Origin of the sequence: Burkholderia sp. AU15512, assembly GCF_002223325.1 — a bacterium.
Lineage (GTDB): Bacteria > Pseudomonadota > Gammaproteobacteria > Burkholderiales > Burkholderiaceae > Burkholderia.
This window is the reverse complement of sequence record NZ_NKEX01000006.1, coordinates 1729993-1745261: the sequence shown is the minus strand read 5'-3', so window position 1 is coordinate 1745261 and position 15269 is coordinate 1729993. Positions and strand designations below refer to the sequence as shown.

The 15269-nt window shown below is 68.9% G+C and carries 15 protein-coding genes and 1 pseudogene; 13 read left to right on the top strand and 3 right to left on the bottom strand.

What is annotated here, in order from left to right; all coding sequences use genetic code 11:
* Positions 1-6: 6 nt before the first annotated feature.
* Positions 7-1074 carry an ABC transporter substrate-binding protein gene (locus CFB43_RS27125; protein ID WP_089497317.1) on the bottom strand — a complete coding sequence of 356 codons (1068 nt, stop codon included), beginning with the start codon at positions 1072-1074 and terminating at the stop codon, positions 7-9.
* A 260-nt stretch (positions 1075-1334) separates the two neighbouring features.
* The gene (locus CFB43_RS27120; protein WP_089497316.1) at positions 1335-2537 is read right to left on the bottom strand and encodes an RNA-guided endonuclease InsQ/TnpB family protein; all 1203 of its coding nucleotides are present in this window, start codon (positions 2535-2537) and stop codon (positions 1335-1337) included.
* Between the two features lie 113 nt (positions 2538-2650).
* Between CFB43_RS27120 and CFB43_RS27115 the strand changes: the two are divergent.
* The 13 genes and pseudogenes from CFB43_RS27115 to CFB43_RS27055 form a co-directional block, all read left to right on the top strand.
* A pseudogene (locus tag CFB43_RS27115) lies at positions 2651-2740 on the top strand (transposase); the annotation flags it as partial.
* Positions 2741-3472: 732 nt separating this feature from the next.
* A complete protein-coding gene (locus CFB43_RS27110; RefSeq protein WP_041493341.1) occupies positions 3473-3655 on the top strand; it encodes a Flp family type IVb pilin in 183 nt (60 codons plus the stop codon).
* 89 nt (positions 3656-3744) lie between these two features.
* A complete protein-coding gene (locus CFB43_RS27105) occupies positions 3745-4218 on the top strand; it encodes an A24 family peptidase (protein ID WP_089497315.1) in 474 nt (157 codons plus the stop codon).
* 20 nt (positions 4219-4238) lie between these two features.
* Positions 4239-5276: a Flp pilus assembly protein CpaB gene (cpaB, locus tag CFB43_RS27100; protein WP_089497314.1), complete on the top strand. Its 1038-nt coding sequence runs from the start codon at positions 4239-4241 to the stop codon at positions 5274-5276.
* Between the two features lie 54 nt (positions 5277-5330).
* Positions 5331-6713 carry a type II and III secretion system protein family protein gene (locus CFB43_RS27095; protein ID WP_089497313.1) on the top strand — a complete coding sequence of 461 codons (1383 nt, stop codon included), beginning with the start codon at positions 5331-5333 and terminating at the stop codon, positions 6711-6713.
* A gap of 13 nt (positions 6714-6726) precedes the next feature.
* Positions 6727-7107, top strand: coding sequence for a CpaD family pilus assembly lipoprotein (locus CFB43_RS27090; protein ID WP_089497312.1), 381 nt, complete (start codon positions 6727-6729; stop codon positions 7105-7107).
* Positions 7108-7126: 19 nt separating this feature from the next.
* Positions 7127-8350, top strand: coding sequence for an AAA family ATPase (locus tag CFB43_RS27085; protein ID WP_089497311.1), 1224 nt, complete (start codon positions 7127-7129; stop codon positions 8348-8350).
* Entirely contained in the window at positions 8347-9780 is a 1434-nt protein-coding gene (locus tag CFB43_RS27080) for a CpaF family protein (RefSeq protein ID WP_089497310.1), read from the top strand. The genes CFB43_RS27085 and CFB43_RS27080 overlap by 4 nt, the downstream gene beginning before the upstream one ends.
* Positions 9777-10754 (top strand): type II secretion system F family protein, encoded by a 978-nt coding sequence (locus tag CFB43_RS27075; protein ID WP_089497309.1) that lies wholly within the window; start codon positions 9777-9779, stop codon positions 10752-10754. The genes CFB43_RS27080 and CFB43_RS27075 overlap by 4 nt, the downstream gene beginning before the upstream one ends.
* Complete coding sequence (locus CFB43_RS27070; protein ID WP_089497308.1) at positions 10751-11695, top strand: type II secretion system F family protein; 945 nt, start codon at positions 10751-10753, stop codon at positions 11693-11695. The genes CFB43_RS27075 and CFB43_RS27070 overlap by 4 nt, the downstream gene beginning before the upstream one ends.
* Positions 11692-12570, top strand: a complete 879-nt coding sequence (locus tag CFB43_RS27065) for a tetratricopeptide repeat protein (protein ID WP_089497307.1) — start codon at positions 11692-11694, stop codon at positions 12568-12570. The genes CFB43_RS27070 and CFB43_RS27065 overlap by 4 nt, the downstream gene beginning before the upstream one ends.
* On the top strand, positions 12567-12995 hold the full coding sequence (locus tag CFB43_RS27060; protein ID WP_089497306.1) for a TadE/TadG family type IV pilus assembly protein: 429 nt from the start codon (positions 12567-12569) through the stop codon (positions 12993-12995). The genes CFB43_RS27065 and CFB43_RS27060 overlap by 4 nt, the downstream gene beginning before the upstream one ends.
* Positions 12988-14028, top strand: coding sequence for a TadG family pilus assembly protein (locus CFB43_RS27055; RefSeq protein ID WP_089497305.1), 1041 nt, complete (start codon positions 12988-12990; stop codon positions 14026-14028). The genes CFB43_RS27060 and CFB43_RS27055 overlap by 8 nt, the downstream gene beginning before the upstream one ends.
* Here CFB43_RS27055 and CFB43_RS27050 read toward each other — a convergent pair.
* A complete protein-coding gene (locus CFB43_RS27050; RefSeq protein WP_089497304.1) occupies positions 14001-15254 on the bottom strand; it encodes a glycosyltransferase family 87 protein in 1254 nt (417 codons plus the stop codon). The two genes, CFB43_RS27055 and CFB43_RS27050, sit on opposite strands and share 28 nt — an antisense overlap.
* Positions 15255-15269 lie beyond the last annotated feature (15 nt).

The window sequence follows — 15269 nt, the reverse complement described above, 5'->3', positions numbered from 1 at the left end:
TCCGGGTCAGGAAAGCGGCTTGCCGGCCGCGTCGTAGCGTGGCCAGTAGCTTTCGAGCTTCAGCGTGCGCAGCGCATTGTCGAGATACTTCGGCTCGAACCAGCCATCGACGTCGACCGGCTGACGGATCAGCTTCAGCGCCAGCGCATCCTGCGCGACGGACTTGTAGCGCGCGACGAAGAACGGATCGATCAGCGGCGACAGGCGGTCCTTCAGGCGCTGGTTCGCATAGTCGGCCTGCCACGACGACACCGGCACGCCACTTTTCGCCCACAGCTTGAACAGCGCGTCGCGGTTCGCTTCATCGGACGACCATTGCGCGCCCTTCACGACGGCGGTGACGACGCGCTGCACGATGTCCGGATGCGCGCGCTCGAAATCGTCGAGCACGAGCAGGTGGGTCTGGCGCGTGAGTTGCGGGCCGTCGTTCTGCGATTCGTAGATGATCTTCGCGAGCCCCGCGTCGCGCAGCTTGTACAGCTGGTAGTCGCCCACCGACGCATCGATGCCCTTCGACGCGAGCGCGGCGAGCGAGCTCGCGGCGTCGAGGTTGATCACGCGCAAGTCGCGTTCGCCGAGGCCGTTCTTCGCGAGCGCGTTGTCGGCGACGAGCTGCAGGTTCGTGCCGCGGAAGATCGACACGCGGCGATCCTTCAGGTCCTTGATCGAGCGGATGGGGGAATCGGGCGGTACCGCGATCTTGACGCCGGAACGCACGCTCGCGGCGAGCAGCAGGCGCGTCTTGATCCCGTTCGCCCGCGCGAGCACGGCGGGCAGGTCGCCCTGGTACGCGAAGTCGAGCGCCTTGTTGGCGATCGCCTCGTTGACGGCCGGCCCCGCGCCCTTGAAGAACAGCCACTCCACCTTGATGCCGTCGGCCGCGAACTCCTTTTCGACCAGCTGCTGCAACTGCGCGGTGGCCGCACTCGAGCCGCCGAACGTCGGCGGATCGCCGGCGCCTTGCTGGGCGACGCCGATGCGGATGGTGGCGGGCTTGTCGGCATGCGCGGCGGCGGCCGGCAACGCAATGAGGGACGCGATCAGCAGCGAGCGAAGCAGGCGCAGTGGAAGCATGAATCGATGGTTCCGGAACGTTGAGGGGAAGCGAGGCCGGGCCTCAGCCCGTCAGCGCATTCTCGATGACGGCCCGGGGCCGGACAAGAAACGATTTGAACTATGCTTATCGCCGTTTTCCCGGTTGGTGCGCCGGGCGATTCATTCCATCCGGATGAGAACGGTATTCACATGCATCCGACATTCAATCAGGATTCCATTGACATCCTCCCCCGCCTGAAGACGGGATTCCTACCGCGTCTGAAATGATAATGCTTATCTCAGATCGCCTCGGCGGGTTCCTGCTTCATTGAGCGGCCCGACTGCACCGGCTCTCCACAGGCTGCAACGCGGTGTCCCCGCGCCAGAATGTTCAGAGCGCCGACGACATCGGCGTTCTCCTCGTAACTGCACTCGACACAGGCGAATTTTTCCTGCGTGGTCCGGTTTTCCGCACTCACGTATCCACAAGCCGGACACGTCCGACTTGTATTCGCGGGCGGCACCGCCACCAGCCAGCCGCCAATCCAGGCCAGCTTGTATTCCAATTGCCGCCTGAACTCGAACCACCCCTGGTCGAGGATGGCCTTATTCAGCCCAGACTTGGCCCGGACGTTCTTGCCAGGCGCATCGGTGCTGCCTGCCGCCGACCTGGACATATTCCGAACCTGCAAGTCCTCGATACACACCATCGCGTGGTTTTTGCTGATCGTGGTCGTGGCTTTGTGCAGGTAGTCGCGGCGAGCATTGCCGATGCGCGCATGGATGCGCTGGACTCTGGCCTTGGCTTTTTTCCAGTTATTGCTGAACTTGACCTTGCGGCTCATCGCACGTTGGCATCGGCGCAGACGAGCCTCATGTTTCCTGAAACTATTGAGCGGTGCGACAAACGTGCCGTCGCTCATCGTGGCGAAGCGGGCGATGCCCACATCGATGCCGATCACGCTGGTGGCATGGGGCACCGGCTGCTCGACCTCACGCTCGGTCTGGATCGAGACACACCACTTGCCCGAGTTGAAGCTGACCGTTGCGTTGCGCAGTTCGCCCAGCACGGGACGCGACAGCCTCAGCCGCATCCAGCCCAGCTTGGGCAGGAAAATGCGCCCATTGGGCTGGTCGAGCTTGAATTGCTTGGGGTCCGGGTAGCGAAAACTGTCGCGCTGGCCGCGCTTCTTGAACTTCGGAAACGCCGCTCGCTTGGCGAAGAAGTTCTTGTAGGCCCGCTCCATGTCTTTGAGGGCGTGTTGCAACGGGTGAACGGGGGCGTCCTTGAGCCATGGCGTTTCGCCTCCGTTACGCCACTCCGTCAGATGCTTGGCCATTGCTACGTAGCCAATGAACTTGCCGCCCGCCTCGTAGTTCTCCTTCTGCAACGCCAGTGCCTTGTTGTAGACGAACCGGCACGATCCGGCAAAGCGGCACATATCGCGCTGCTGCTCGCCGTTCGGCATCAGTTCGAACTTGAAGGCCTGGAGTCGTCGCATCGGACGATTGTATGTCTAGCTCACAAGAGCGAGTCAAGCCATTCGACGTGGTCGCTATTACGTCTTTCAAGTACTACTCGAGCATTCGTAAAAAGTTGTGAGGCGACGCGCCGTGGTCTCCGCCTTACTTTGCCGGAAGTTGTGGCGGAGCGCCTGTCGAAATCGTTCGCAAATACATCGACCAACAGAAAACGCCCCACTAGCCGCCCGAAAGGACGCCTACGGTGTCCGCGCTATCCTTCCCCGCCCTGAAGGACGAGGTTTGACGCGCATTCCAATCAAGTCGATTGAACCCAGATGCGGAATCAGGCAATGGCCGATTGAAAAGTCGCGCTAAAGGCGAGCGCAGATTTGCACGGGGATCACTGGCTGAATCAGGGCGGAAAAGCGCGGACGGATCGCCGGGGAAATAGGATGCGAGCCCGTCATGCTTGCCGGGATGGCGGGCCGGGCGTGGCAAGGCGCACGCATTCGGATCGACCCGGCAGGCCGATAAATCGAATGAAAACAGGGCCGATCAATTACGCACTGCAACAGCCGCCACGCCTGTGCCGATAGGCGAACCATTCGACATGCATCGAGAAAAAATGACCGTAAATGAACCGTATGGATTTCATCGTTGCAGGATGAAATCCATAAATGCATCCGACGCCAAATAATTTGAATTCGCCTGAAAAATTGTCTATACCCTAGACGAATCAGCGCGGTTGCATCGTGCGGGAAGACCGCACCACGGATGCAGGCACGCAACGATCGAAGATGTCGTTGCACGCCGCGTGTTGCAGTCATCGAGAGGATTCCGGGGGATGCGGGCGGCCTCGTGCCAGGGTCGCGCGCATGCGTCGCAACGGGCGAAGGCCCTGCGCAACCGCCGGAGCAACGGAGCATCTTTGCGTTCAACGGTCGGTTATCGGCCCCGTTACACGGAGGTTGCCATGCTGCAATACGTCAAGTCCCTGCTGCGTGACGAACGTGGCGTCAGCTCGCTCGAATACGCCGTGCTGGCCGGCATCGTCGTGGTCGCGCTCGCGGCGGTCGGCGTGATCCTCAGCAGCACCAGCGGCGGCCTGCCGAGCGTGTTCACGACACTGATCAACAAGGTGACGAGCCTGATCTGATCTCCTGAACCCGCGCGCCACCGACGAACACCGGGATCCGCAGCGGTAGAACGTGTCCGGCCGGGGGCGTGTCGACGGACGGCTCTCCCATGCTCACGCTCGTGCAGTCGGTGGCCACGGTGTTGCTGGCCTCGCTCGCCGCGCAGGATCTGCGCGACCGGCGCCTGTCCAATCGCGCGGTGCTCGCGTTCGCGGCGCTGTATTTCGTCGCGGCGGCGCTCGTGCGCGATGGGTTCGCGCCGCTGGCCGGCCATGTCGCGACCGGGGCGGCGATGCTGCTGCTGTTCGGCGGCATGCGCCACGCGGGCTGGATCGGCGGAGGCGACGTCAAGCTGGCGGCGGCGGTATTCCTGTGGGCCGGCCCGGCACTGGCGTTCCCGGTGCTGACGGGCGTCGGTGCGGGCGGTGCGCTGTGCGGCGTCGCGTTGCTGGCGTCGCGGCCGTGGCGCGCAGGCTCGGTTCGCGCGGTCGCCGCGCGCGGCGTGCCGTACGGCGTCGCGCTCGCGCTCGGCGGCACGCTGGCCGTCTGGGCGTCGTTTCCACACACGGTTTCGCTTACCTAGCCGGGGGGACGCACGCCGCCATGCCCAAACCGCTGAGACTGGCCGTGCTCGTCGTTGCCGCCGGCATCGGTGCGTTCATCCTGCGCGAGCTGTACGTCGCCGCGTCGACGCCGTCGGTGCCCGCCGAAACGGATCAGGCGCGCGTGCGGGTCGCCGCCGCCGATTTGCCGGAAGGGCTGCTGCTGCGCGACAACGATCTCGCGTGGAAGCGCATGCCGCGCGCGCAGGTGCCGGCCGGCGCATTCGTCGAGTCGCAGCCGGGCGCGGACCTGAAGGGCGCGCTGCTGCGCAACCACGTCGGCGCGGGCGCGCCGATTCGCGTCGAGAACGTGATACCGGCCGGCGCGCCGGATTTTCTCGCGGCCGCGCTGCAGCCCGGCATGCGCGCGATCTCGGTGCCGGTCGACGACGTGTCCGGCAACGCGGGGCTGATCCAGCCGGGCGACTTCGTCGACGTGTTGCTGACGCAGCAGATCGGCGGCTCGGCGACGTCGCCCGGCACGTTCGAAGCGGAGACCGTGGTGCGGCGTGCGCGCGTGCTCGCGGTCGGCTCCGAATTCCAGCGCGCGAAGGCGCCCGCGAGCGCACCGGACGCGACGGCCCGCGCCCGCACGGTCACGCTCGAGGTCGCGCCGCGCACCGCGCAGGTCGTGCTGGTGGCGACCCGCCTCGGCTCGCTGTCGCTCGCGCTGCGCAGTTTCGCGACGAGCGACCGGCGGCAGCCGGCAGGCGGCGACGCGCAGGAGCCCGATACGCAGCCCGTGTGGGCCGGCGACGTGTCGCGCGCGGCCCGCGAGGCCGCACGCGAACCGTCCGCCAGGCCGGAGCCGGGCGCGCGGCCGGCATGGCGGAGCAACGCGGTCGTGATCTATCGCGGTTCGTCGGTGGACGACGGATCGCGTGGCGGCGGCACCGGCACGCCGGGCCTGCCGCCGCTGCCGGCCGGGCTGCCGGCTTGGCCGGCGATGCCTGCAGTGCCTGCAATGCCCACGACGACGGGCGGCGCCAACGTCGCGGCGGAGGCGACTGCGCAACCGCCGGCAATGGCGGCGCAGTGACGGATTGACGATTCGGGCCGGCCGCCCGGCGGCCGGCATTTGACGGGAACACGCATGGTGCGCATGGTTCGTTGGATCGCTCTCGGGTGCCTGGCCTGCATCGTCGCGTCCGGGGGCGCGTTGGCGCAGGTCGCACGCGTGCCGGACGCGGGCGCGGCGCTGTCGATCGCGACCGGCAAGGGGGAACTGCTGTCGCTGCCCGAACCCGCGGCCGCGATGTTCGTCGCCGATCCGTCCGTCGCCGACATTCAGGTGCCGTCCCCGCGCACCGTGTTCGTGTTCGGCAAGAAGGCGGGCACGACCACGCTGATCGCGCTCGGCGCGAACCATCGCCCGATCCTGCGCAAGACGGTGATCGTGCAGGTCGACACGGCGTCGCTGCAGGGCGTGCTCGACAGCCGCTTTCCGCAGCTGAAGCTGTCGGTGTCCGGCGCGCCGGGTTCGCTGATGGTGTCGGGCAAGGTGCCGAGCGCAGCCGACGCGGACGCCGTGATGCAGTCGCTCACGCCGTACCTGCACGACAAGGAAAAGGTCGTGAACCGGCTCGCGCTGTCGCGCCCGATCCAGGTGAACCTGCGCGTGCGGGTGACCGAGGTGAGCCGCAACATCACGCAGCAGCTCGGCATCAACTGGAGCGCGCTGGGCGGCGCCGGCAACTTCGTCGGCGGGCTGTTCAACGGGCGCACGCTGTTCGATCCGACGAACGGCCTGTTCAACCTGTCGCCGACGGGCGCCTTTTCGGTACTCGGCGGATTCCGCGCGGGGCGCTGGTCGATCGACGTGGTGCTCGACGCACTCGACCAGGAGGGCTTGATCACGATGCTCGCCGAACCGAACCTCACCGCGATGTCCGGCGAGACCGCGAGCTTCCTCGCAGGCGGCGAGATTCCGATCCCGGTCGCGCAGGCCGGTTCGTCGACCGGCGCGATCACGGTCGAGTTCAAGCCGTTCGGCGTGTCGCTCGACTTCACGCCGACCGTGCTCGCCGACAACCGCATCAGCCTGAAGGTGCGGCCGGAAGTGAGCGAGGTCGATGCGAACAACAGCGTGACGACCGGCGGCGTCAAGGTGCCGGGGCTCACGGTGCGGCGCGTCGACACGACGGTCGAGTTGTCGAGCGGGCAGAGCTTCGCGATCGGCGGGCTGCTGCAGAGCCAGACGGCCGACACCGTGTCGCAGATTCCGGGGCTCGGCCGGTTGCCGATCATCGGCAGGCTGTTTTCGTCGAAGAACTTCCAGGACAACAAGACCGAGGTGGTCGTGATCGTCACGCCGTACATCGTGCAGCCGACCGGGCCCGGCCAGCTCGAGCAGGCGATCGACACCGTCGCGCGGCCGAGCAGCGACCTCGAGTTCGCGGTGCAGCGCAACCTCGGGCTCGACCTGCTGTCGGGCGACACGCCGCGCCTCGTCGGCGCCGCGGGCTTCGTGTACTGAACCGGAGGCGCACATGCGAACCCGATCGATCGTTGCCGCACTCCTGCCGCTGGTGTGGGCGGGCTGCCTGTCGGCGCCGCCGCCGGTCAACCTGCCCGATGCGCGGTCGATCGGCTTCGACGGCGCGCATGCGGTGGCGCCCGATTGCGCGAAGCTGATGCAGCCGTCGCATCTCGTCGACGCGGGGTTCGCGCGGCCCGGCGTGCCGTTCGGCTGCGCGACCTATTCGAACCTCGCGGCGATGCTCGCGCGGCCGGAGGATCTCGTCGCGCCCGTGCCGTACGGCGGCGCGGATGCGCAGACGGCCGCCGACGCGGTGCGCCGCTACGTCGAGGATCGCGTGAAGCAGCCGACGCCCGGCAAGACGCAGACGACCGGCTCGCCCAGCCATTGACCGCCCGGATGCCATCACGATGCCGCCCATGAACCTCCTCGACCGTCAGCCCACCCGGCGCGCCGCGTCCGCGGGCGCGGCCGATCTTGTCGCGGTCGTCGCCGATTCGGGCAGCGAGGACGTGATACGCCGCGTCGCGCAGGAGCTGGCGATCACACGCACCCAGCTGCAGCTTGGCACCTGCGACGATGCGATCCGGCTGCTGCAGCAGTACGAACGTTCGCCGCGCCAGCTCGTCATCGACGTGTCCGATTCGGTGCTGCCGGTGTCGGACCTGATGCGGCTCGCCGACGTGTGCGACCCGTCGGTGCGCGTCATCGCGATCGGCACGCAGAACGACGTCGGGCTGTTTCGCAACCTGCTCGGCATCGGCGTGCAGGACTACATCGTCAAGCCGCTGACGGTCGAGTTGATGCGGCGTGCGCTGACCGCGACGGAATCGGTCGTGCAGGCGCGCACCGGCAAGGTCGTCAGCTTCGTCGGCGCGCGCGGCGGCGTCGGCGCGACCACGATCACGGTGAGCCTCGCGCGCTTCCTGGCGAGCGAGAAGCGCCGCCGCGTGGCCTACGTCGACCTGAACCTGCATGGCGGCGGCGCGAACTCGATGTTCGGGCTGTCCAGCAACAACGGGCTGATCGAGTTGCTGAACATGGGGCAGCGTCCCGACGACGCGTTGTTCGAGCGCATGTTCGTGACGAAGGGCGACCGGCTGCACGTGCTGTCCGCCGAGCTGGCCTACGGCGCCGACGTCACGCTGGGCGACCAGGCCGTCGCGCGCCTGGTCGACATGCTGAAGGACCGTTTCCACTACGTGCTGTTCGACGTCGGCAGCGGCGCCGGCAAGCTGCTCGAGGACGCGCTCGTGGCGTCCGATCTCGTCCACGTCGTGGTCGACCGTTCGGTGCACGCCGCGTACGAAGCCGCGCGGCTCGTGCGCTTCGTGCGGGAACTGCCCGGCGAGCGGCTGCTGTCGATGGTGCTGAACAACCCGCTCGCCCCGGTCGCGGGCCGCGTCGAGCCGGTCGATTTCGAGGCGGCGTTCGGCGGTGCGACGCTGCACGAGCTGCCGCACGAGCCGCAGACGCTCGCCGTCGCCGAGAACCTCGGCGAGCCGATCGAAGGCGCGAAGCGCAACGGCTTCCTGGACCAGATCCGGCAGCTTGCGAACGGCATCACCGGCGAGCCGATGGCCGTCGCCGAGCCGTGGTATGCGCGGCTCGTCAAGTGGAGGAAGGGAACGTGACGTTCGGCACCCGCAACCGGCCGCCGGCGGATCCGGTGCCGGTCGAGCCACAGGCCGCGACGCCCGCCGTGGCGCGCGAGGCCGCACCATCGGCCGCGGCCCCGACCGCGGCGGACACGCCTGCACCGACTCCGGCCCGTACACCCGTGGCAGCCGACACCCACGAGGCGCTGATCCGGTCGAGCAAGTTCGACGCGATCCGCAGCGCGGTGTTCGCGTCGATGAACATGTCGGCGGCGCTGATGAAGACGCGCGACGAAGTGCGCGCGGGCATCGAGCAGGTGGCCGCGCACACGGTCGAGCGCGAGCGGCTGAAGATCACGGCCGGCGAGCAGGTGCTGATCGTCGACGCGATCCTGAACGACATGTTCGGCGTCGGGCCGATCGAGCCGCTGCTCGCCGACGATTCGGTCACCGACATCCTCGTCAACGGGCCCGACCAGGTCTACGTCGAGCGCGCGGGCCGGCTCGAACTCACGTCGCTGAAGTTCCGCGACGACGCGCACGTGGCGAGCGTCGCGCAGCGGATCGCGGCGGCGGTGGGGCGCCGCGTCGACGAGAGCAGCCCGATGGTCGACGCGCGGCTCGCCGACGGCAGCCGCGTGAACGTCGTGCTGCCGCCGATCGCGATGCGCGGCCCGTCGATCTCGATCCGCAAGTTCGCGAAGCGCGACATCACGCTCGCGCGGATGGCGCAGCAGGGCAACATCTCGCCTCCGATGCTGCAGGTGCTCAAGGTGGCGTGCGCGTGCCGGCTGAACATCGTGATCTCGGGCGGTACCGGCTCGGGCAAGACGACGCTGCTCAACGCGCTGTCGCAGCACATCGAGCAGCACGAACGGATCGTGACGATCGAGGATGCGGCCGAGCTGCAGTTGCTGCAGCCGCACGTCGTGAGCCTCGAGACGCGGCCTGAGAATACCGAGGGGCTCGGCGGGATCTCGCAGCGCGATCTCGTGCGCAACGCGCTGCGCATGCGGCCCGACCGCATCATCCTCGGCGAGATTCGCGGCCCCGAGGCGTTCGACGTGCTGCAGGCGATGAACACGGGGCACGACGGCTCGATGACGACGATCCACGCGAATTCGCCGCGCGATGCGATCAGCCGGCTCGAGAGCATGGTCATGATGGCGAACGCGAACCTGCAGCTGCTGTCGATCCGGCGCCAGATCGCGAGCGCCGTGCACCTGTTCGTGCAGATCGAGCGGATGCGCGACGGCGTGCGGCGCGTCACGCGGATCACCGAGATCGTCGGGATGGAAGGCGAGGTGGTGATCACGCAGGACCTGTTCGCGTTCCGCCAGGAAGGCGACACGACGCGCGACGCGGTAAAGGGCGTGTTCGAGGCGTCGCCGTTGCGGCCGTCATTCGCGGCGCGCGCCGCGTATTACGGCGTCGAGGATGCGCTCGCCGAGGTGTTCCGGCAATGAGGGCCGCCGACCTGTTCGCGGTGGGCGCGTTCGTGATGATCCTCGCGATCGGGCTCGTGCTGTCGTCGTGGTTCGATCGCGCGAGCCGCACGCCGGCCCAGCGCATCCGCGCGCGGATGCGCCGGCTGTCGCCGTCGCTTGGCGGGCGCGACGGGCTCGCCTCCGCCACGCCCGGCGTCGCGCTGTTCAACCTCGAGCGCCGCCAGGGCCGCTTGCGCGCGTGGCTGCAGCGCCGCGTGACGCGTGTGCGTGCCGTCGGCGGCAAGGGCGGCGTGAGGATCGTCGTCGCGAGCACGATCGCCGGCGCGATCGTCGCGATCGTCGCGGTGAAGCTGATCGGGCCGCCGGGCTTCCTGCGTCCGCTGATCTACGTCGGGTTGCCGCTGGTCACGATGCGCGCCAGCTACCGTGCGTTGGTCGAGCGCTTCCGGATGCGTTTTCTCGAAGCATTCCCCGACGCGATCGACGTGATCGTGCGGGCCGTGCGCGCGGGCATTCCGGTCACGCAGGCGATCAGCATGGTCGGCGACGGCGCGGCCGAGCCGGTGCGCGCGACGTTCCGCTCGATGGGCGACAGCCTGCGCGTCGGCGCGGATCTCAAGGACGTGCTGACGCAGGCGGCCGACCGGCTGATGATCGCGGACTTCTCGTTCTTCACCGTCTACCTGCTGCTGCAGCGCGAGACCGGCGGCAGCCTCGGCGAGACGCTCGACGAGCTGTCGAGCATCATCCGCACGCGTCGCGACATCCGCCTGAAGACGCGCGCGCTGACCGCCGAAGGGCGCATCACGACGAACATCATTTCGGCGGTGCCGTTCGTGATGATCGGCGCGCTGTTCCTCGTGAACCGCGATTACGTGATGCTGCTGTTCACGACGCACCCGGGACACACGATGCTGACGATCGCGGCCGGGTTGCTGACGGTCGGCCTGCTGGTGATCCGCAAGATCTCGAAACTGGATACCGCGCGATGACGATGTCGATACTGGCCGCCCGCGGCCTCGAGTTGCTGTTGTTGCTCGGCTGTGTCGCGGTGGCGCTCGCCACGCCCGGCGGCGGCACCCGCCAGCGGATCGCCGCGCGCGTGCGGCAGGCTGCCGGCCAGCATCCGCCGGCGCCGGTGGCGGGGTGGCTGCAGCCGGGCGGCGTCCGGCTGGATCTCACGCGCCGGCTCGCGCAGCTGGGCGAACGGCTGCCGGTGCTCGACCCGATGCAGCGCGTGAAGCTCGGCCTGCAGCTGACGCGCGCGGGCTTTCGCGAGCGCCGCGCGGCGTCGGTGATGATCGGGATCAAGCTGAGCTGCGGCGTGCTGTTCGCGTGCGGCGCGATCGTGTTCAGCCCGCTGATTCCGCGCTTCGGCGAATACTTCGTGATCCGCGCGCTGGCGATGATCGCCGCCTTCGTGATCGGCGTGATCGTGCCGGAATACGTGCTCGGCGTGATGATCCGGCGGCGGCGGCGGATCATCGCCGCGTGCTTTCCCGATGCGCTGGACCTGCTGGTGATCTGCACGATGGCCGGCAACAGTCTCGCGTCGGGCATCCGGCGCGTCGCGCACGAACTGGCGCGCATCTGCCCGCCGCTCGCCGACGAGCTGACCGTATGCGCGGACGAGCTGACGCTGAGCGGCGACGTGTCCGCGACGCTCGCGCATTTCGCGATGCGTGTCGATTTCACGTCGGCGCGCTCGCTCGCGACGACGCTGACGCAGTCGCAACGGTTCGGCACGCCGATCACGCAGGCGCTGCGCACGCTGTCGCGCACCGAGCGCACCGAGCAGATCGTCGCGCTCGAGGAGCGCGCCGCCAAGCTTGCGCCGAAGATCACGCTGCCGATGATGCTGTTCATCCTGCCGACGGTCTGCCTGATCGCGGCGGGCCCGGCGGCGATTCGCCTGCTCGAGGTGTTCAGATGACACGATCCGTCATACGCGCGTTCGCGCTCGCGGCCGTGCTGCCGGTGCTGGCCGGCGGCTGCGGCGCGCCGGGCGTCCAGACGCGGCCGGTGCTGTCGCACAGGAGCGACGACCCGCAGGCCGAATTGCGCATCGCCGACAGCGCATTGGCCGGCGGCAACGTCGATCTCGCGTCGACGCTGTACGAGAAGGTGCTCGCGAAGCATCCCGATTCGCTCGCGGCGCGCCTGGGGCTCGGCGACGTCAACTACCGCGCGGGCGACCTGGAGCGTGCGCGAATCCTGTACGACGAAGCGCAGCGGCAGGCACCGGCCGAGCTCGGCCCTCGGCTCGGGCTCGCGCGCGTCGCGTTGCGGCAGCGGCGCCTCGACGAAGCCGCGCAGCGCTACCGCGACCTGCTCGCCGCGCAGCCGAACCATCCGCTCGCGGCGGAAGGGCTCGGCACCGTGCTCGACCTGCAGGGGCGTCATGCGGATGCGCAGGTCGTGTATCGCGACGCACTGCGCGCGCACCCTGACGCGCAGGGGCTGCGCGTCGACCTCGGGCTGTCGCTCGTGCTGAGCAACCGGCCGCGCGAAGGCGTGAACGTGCTGCTCGACGTCGCCGGGTTGCCGTCCGCGCCGTGGCAGGCGCGCCAGAACCTCGCGTTCGCGTACGGCGTGCTCGGCAACACCGATTCGGCGAAGAAGCTGCTGTCCGCGGAGTTGCCCGCGTCGGCGGTGGCCGACAACCTGCGTTTCTACCAGGCGGTGCGCGCGCGGCTGGCGTCGCGCGGGGGCGCCGGGGTGGCCGGCGGGGCCGGCAGCCCGCCGCCGCTGTCCGGCGCGGCGCTGGAGCCGGGCGTCGTACCACCGGGTGCGGGGGCCGCAAAATGACACGCGGGGCGACGGGCGCCCGCCACGCGCGCGGCGTCGTGTCCCTCGAGTTCGTGCTGATGCTGCCGTTCCTGTTGATGGTGCTGATCGGCATCATCGACACGAGCCTGCTCCTGTGCGACAAGGCCGTCATCACGAACGCGAGCCGCGAGGCGGCGCGCGCCGGCGTCATGCTGCGCGTGCCGATGCTGACCACGACGCAGATCGCCAACATCGCGCAGACGGCGATGCAGAACAGCCTGATCACCGGCGGCACCGCGACGACACCGGCGGTGACCGTGACGCAGGCGAACGGCACGACGTCGGGCACCGCGCTGACGGTGACGGTGACCTACACGTATTCGGGGCTCGTGCTGGGTTCCGCGTTCAGTGCGCTCACGGGCCCGGTGACGGTCTCGGCGACGTCGGTGATGCTCTATGAATGACGTGACCGCCACGCCACCCGTCGACGCCGAACGGCAGCGCGGTTCGGTCGCGCTGTTCTTCCTGCTGTTCCTGATTCCGCTGCTGTCGTTCGGCGCCCTGGCGATCGACATCGCGTGGATCATCACGGTGAACAACCAGTTGCAGAACGCGGCCGACGCGGCCGCGCTCGCGGGGGCCGATGCGATGATGTCGCCGAGCGGCGGCGCGGTGAACTGGTCGCAGGCCGCGCCGGCCGCGAATGGCGTGATCGCGAAGAACTCGGCGGCCGGCGCGGCGCTGTCGACCGGCACGGTGACCACCGGATACTGGAACGTGACGCGCAACCCCGCCTCCATGCAGCCGACGACCATCACGCCGGGCCAGTACGACGTGCCGGCGGTGCAGGTCACCGTGTCGCGCGCGCCCGGTGTGAACGGCGGTTCGATTCCGCTGCTGCTCGGCGGGCTGCTGGGGATCTCCGGCGCATCCGACAGCGCGACCGCCGTGGCGGTGCTGGCGGCGCCGGGCGGGGTCGGGGCAGGCGGGCTGTTTCCGGTCGCGATCGACCAGTGCGTGTACAACCTGTACTGGAACGCGTCGACCAACCAGCCGCTGATCAATCCGCTGACGGGCCAGCCGTTCGAATTCTCGATCACGAACGGCCAGATCTACGGCCTGCTGTGCATGGGCGGGCAGTGGACGTCGTTCCAGTCGAGCGCGACCGACACGACGACGATGGGCGGCCTGATGACAACCGGCAATCCGACGACGCTCAACATCGGCGACACCATCAATCTCGCGACCGGCGTGAAGGCGACGCTCTATACGTCGGTGCCGGTCGGCGCGACGGTGGTGCTGCCGGTCGTCACGCAGACCGCGACCAGCACCTCCGTGCCGATCGTCGCGTTCGCGCCGTTCCATATCGACGTGTCGCTCGGCGGCTCGTACAAATACATCCAGGGCCATTTCGTCGCCGGCGTGAAGATGACCGGCGTCGCGACCGGCGTCGGGCCGTACTACGGCATCTACGTGCCGCCGCGGCTCGCGTTCTGAGCCTCCGGGCCGGCGCGGCGCAGCAGCACCAGGAGCGCGAACAGCGTCACGACCGGGCCGATCTGCGGCCCTTGCAGCCACGGGTTCAGGTATTCGACGGCCGGCAGCAGCCACATGAGCGCGATCGCGGTCTGCTCGCCGCGCAGCCAGCCGTCCTGCCAGCCCATCGCCAGCAGGCACGCGATCGCGATGCCGAGCCAGGCGAGCTCGTAGTGCCACACGTACGGGTTTGCCGCGAGCGTGGCGACGGCCAGCACCGCCGCGCGCAAGCGGATGTCGCGCGAGCGTGTCCACACGATGCAGGCGGCGGCGATCGCCAGCGCCGCGACGCACGCTTGCGCGGCATACGCGGCGCCAGGCGGCAGGCCCGCGAGGCGGAGCGCGGCGAACGGCGCCGGCGACGCGAGCCAGAACACGATGCCTTGCTCGAGGAGGAGCGTGCGCGCGAGCGCCGTGCCGGCGACGAACAGGCGCAGCGATTCGACGCCGCAGATCAGGACGCTCAATGCGGTGAACGCGGCGGTGGCGAGCGCGGCCCACGCGACCGTGCGCCAGGCGCGCGTGGCGACCAGCACGAACGGGAACAGCAGCGCCATCTGCGGCTTGGCCGACAGCAGGCCGATGCAGAGGCCGGCCCACATCGGCCGACGGTCGGCCCAGCAGACGGCCAGCGCCGCGCACGACGCGGTGAGGAACGCGTTCTGCCCGAACATCCCGGTGACGAACACGCACGGGGCGGCGAGCAGCGCGAACGCGCCGACGCGCCGCAAGCCGGGGAGCGCGCCGAGCCCCGATACGCGCGCTGCGGCGAACCCGAACACGACGATGCCGAACGCGACGAACAGCGGGTAGCCGACTGCAAAGGGCAGCAGTGCCAACGGCGTCACGAGCAGCAGGTTGGTGGGCGGGTACAGCCACGCGACGAGGTCTTCGCGGCGGAACTGCGGGAACAGCTCGGCCGCCAGCCGCGAGAAGGTCGGCAGATCGTACGCTTGCCACGGCGAGCCATGCAGCATCACGTACGACGCCGACCAGAACACCGCGTAGTCGGGGCCTGGGCGCGACGGCGCGGTGGCGGGCGCGTGACGGACGACGGCGATCCAGATCGCGACGAACAGCGCGTAGCACGCGAGCGCGACCGCGCTGTACGCCACGACGCGCCGGGGCGTCAGCCATGCGCGGACGGGAGGGGCCGCCGCTCGGATCGCTTGTCGGGGGAGATCCATGCGTCGTGCGCGCGG

Bases quoted from the DNA above. Each gene is read 5' to 3' on its own strand.
- CFB43_RS27125 (WP_089497317.1), bottom strand. From the start codon at position 1,074: ATGCTTCCACTGCGCCTGCTTCGCTCGCTGCTGATCGCGTCCCTCATT.
- CFB43_RS27120 (WP_089497316.1), bottom strand. From the start codon at position 2,537: ATGCGACGACTCCAGGCCTTCAAGTTCGAACTGATGCCGAACGGCGAG.
- CFB43_RS27110 (WP_041493341.1), top strand. From the start codon at position 3,473: ATGCTGCAATACGTCAAGTCCCTGCTGCGTGACGAACGTGGCGTCAGC.
- CFB43_RS27105 (WP_089497315.1), top strand. From the start codon at position 3,745: ATGCTCACGCTCGTGCAGTCGGTGGCCACGGTGTTGCTGGCCTCGCTC.
- cpaB (WP_089497314.1), top strand. From the start codon at position 4,239: ATGCCCAAACCGCTGAGACTGGCCGTGCTCGTCGTTGCCGCCGGCATC.
- CFB43_RS27095 (WP_089497313.1), top strand. From the start codon at position 5,331: ATGGTGCGCATGGTTCGTTGGATCGCTCTCGGGTGCCTGGCCTGCATC.
- CFB43_RS27090 (WP_089497312.1), top strand. From the start codon at position 6,727: ATGCGAACCCGATCGATCGTTGCCGCACTCCTGCCGCTGGTGTGGGCG.
- CFB43_RS27085 (WP_089497311.1), top strand. From the start codon at position 7,127: ATGCCGCCCATGAACCTCCTCGACCGTCAGCCCACCCGGCGCGCCGCG.
- CFB43_RS27075 (WP_089497309.1), top strand. From the start codon at position 9,777: ATGAGGGCCGCCGACCTGTTCGCGGTGGGCGCGTTCGTGATGATCCTC.
- CFB43_RS27070 (WP_089497308.1), top strand. From the start codon at position 10,751: ATGACGATGTCGATACTGGCCGCCCGCGGCCTCGAGTTGCTGTTGTTG.
- CFB43_RS27065 (WP_089497307.1), top strand. From the start codon at position 11,692: ATGACACGATCCGTCATACGCGCGTTCGCGCTCGCGGCCGTGCTGCCG.
- CFB43_RS27060 (WP_089497306.1), top strand. From the start codon at position 12,567: ATGACACGCGGGGCGACGGGCGCCCGCCACGCGCGCGGCGTCGTGTCC.
- CFB43_RS27055 (WP_089497305.1), top strand. From the start codon at position 12,988: ATGAATGACGTGACCGCCACGCCACCCGTCGACGCCGAACGGCAGCGC.
- CFB43_RS27050 (WP_089497304.1), bottom strand. From the start codon at position 15,254: ATGGATCTCCCCCGACAAGCGATCCGAGCGGCGGCCCCTCCCGTCCGC.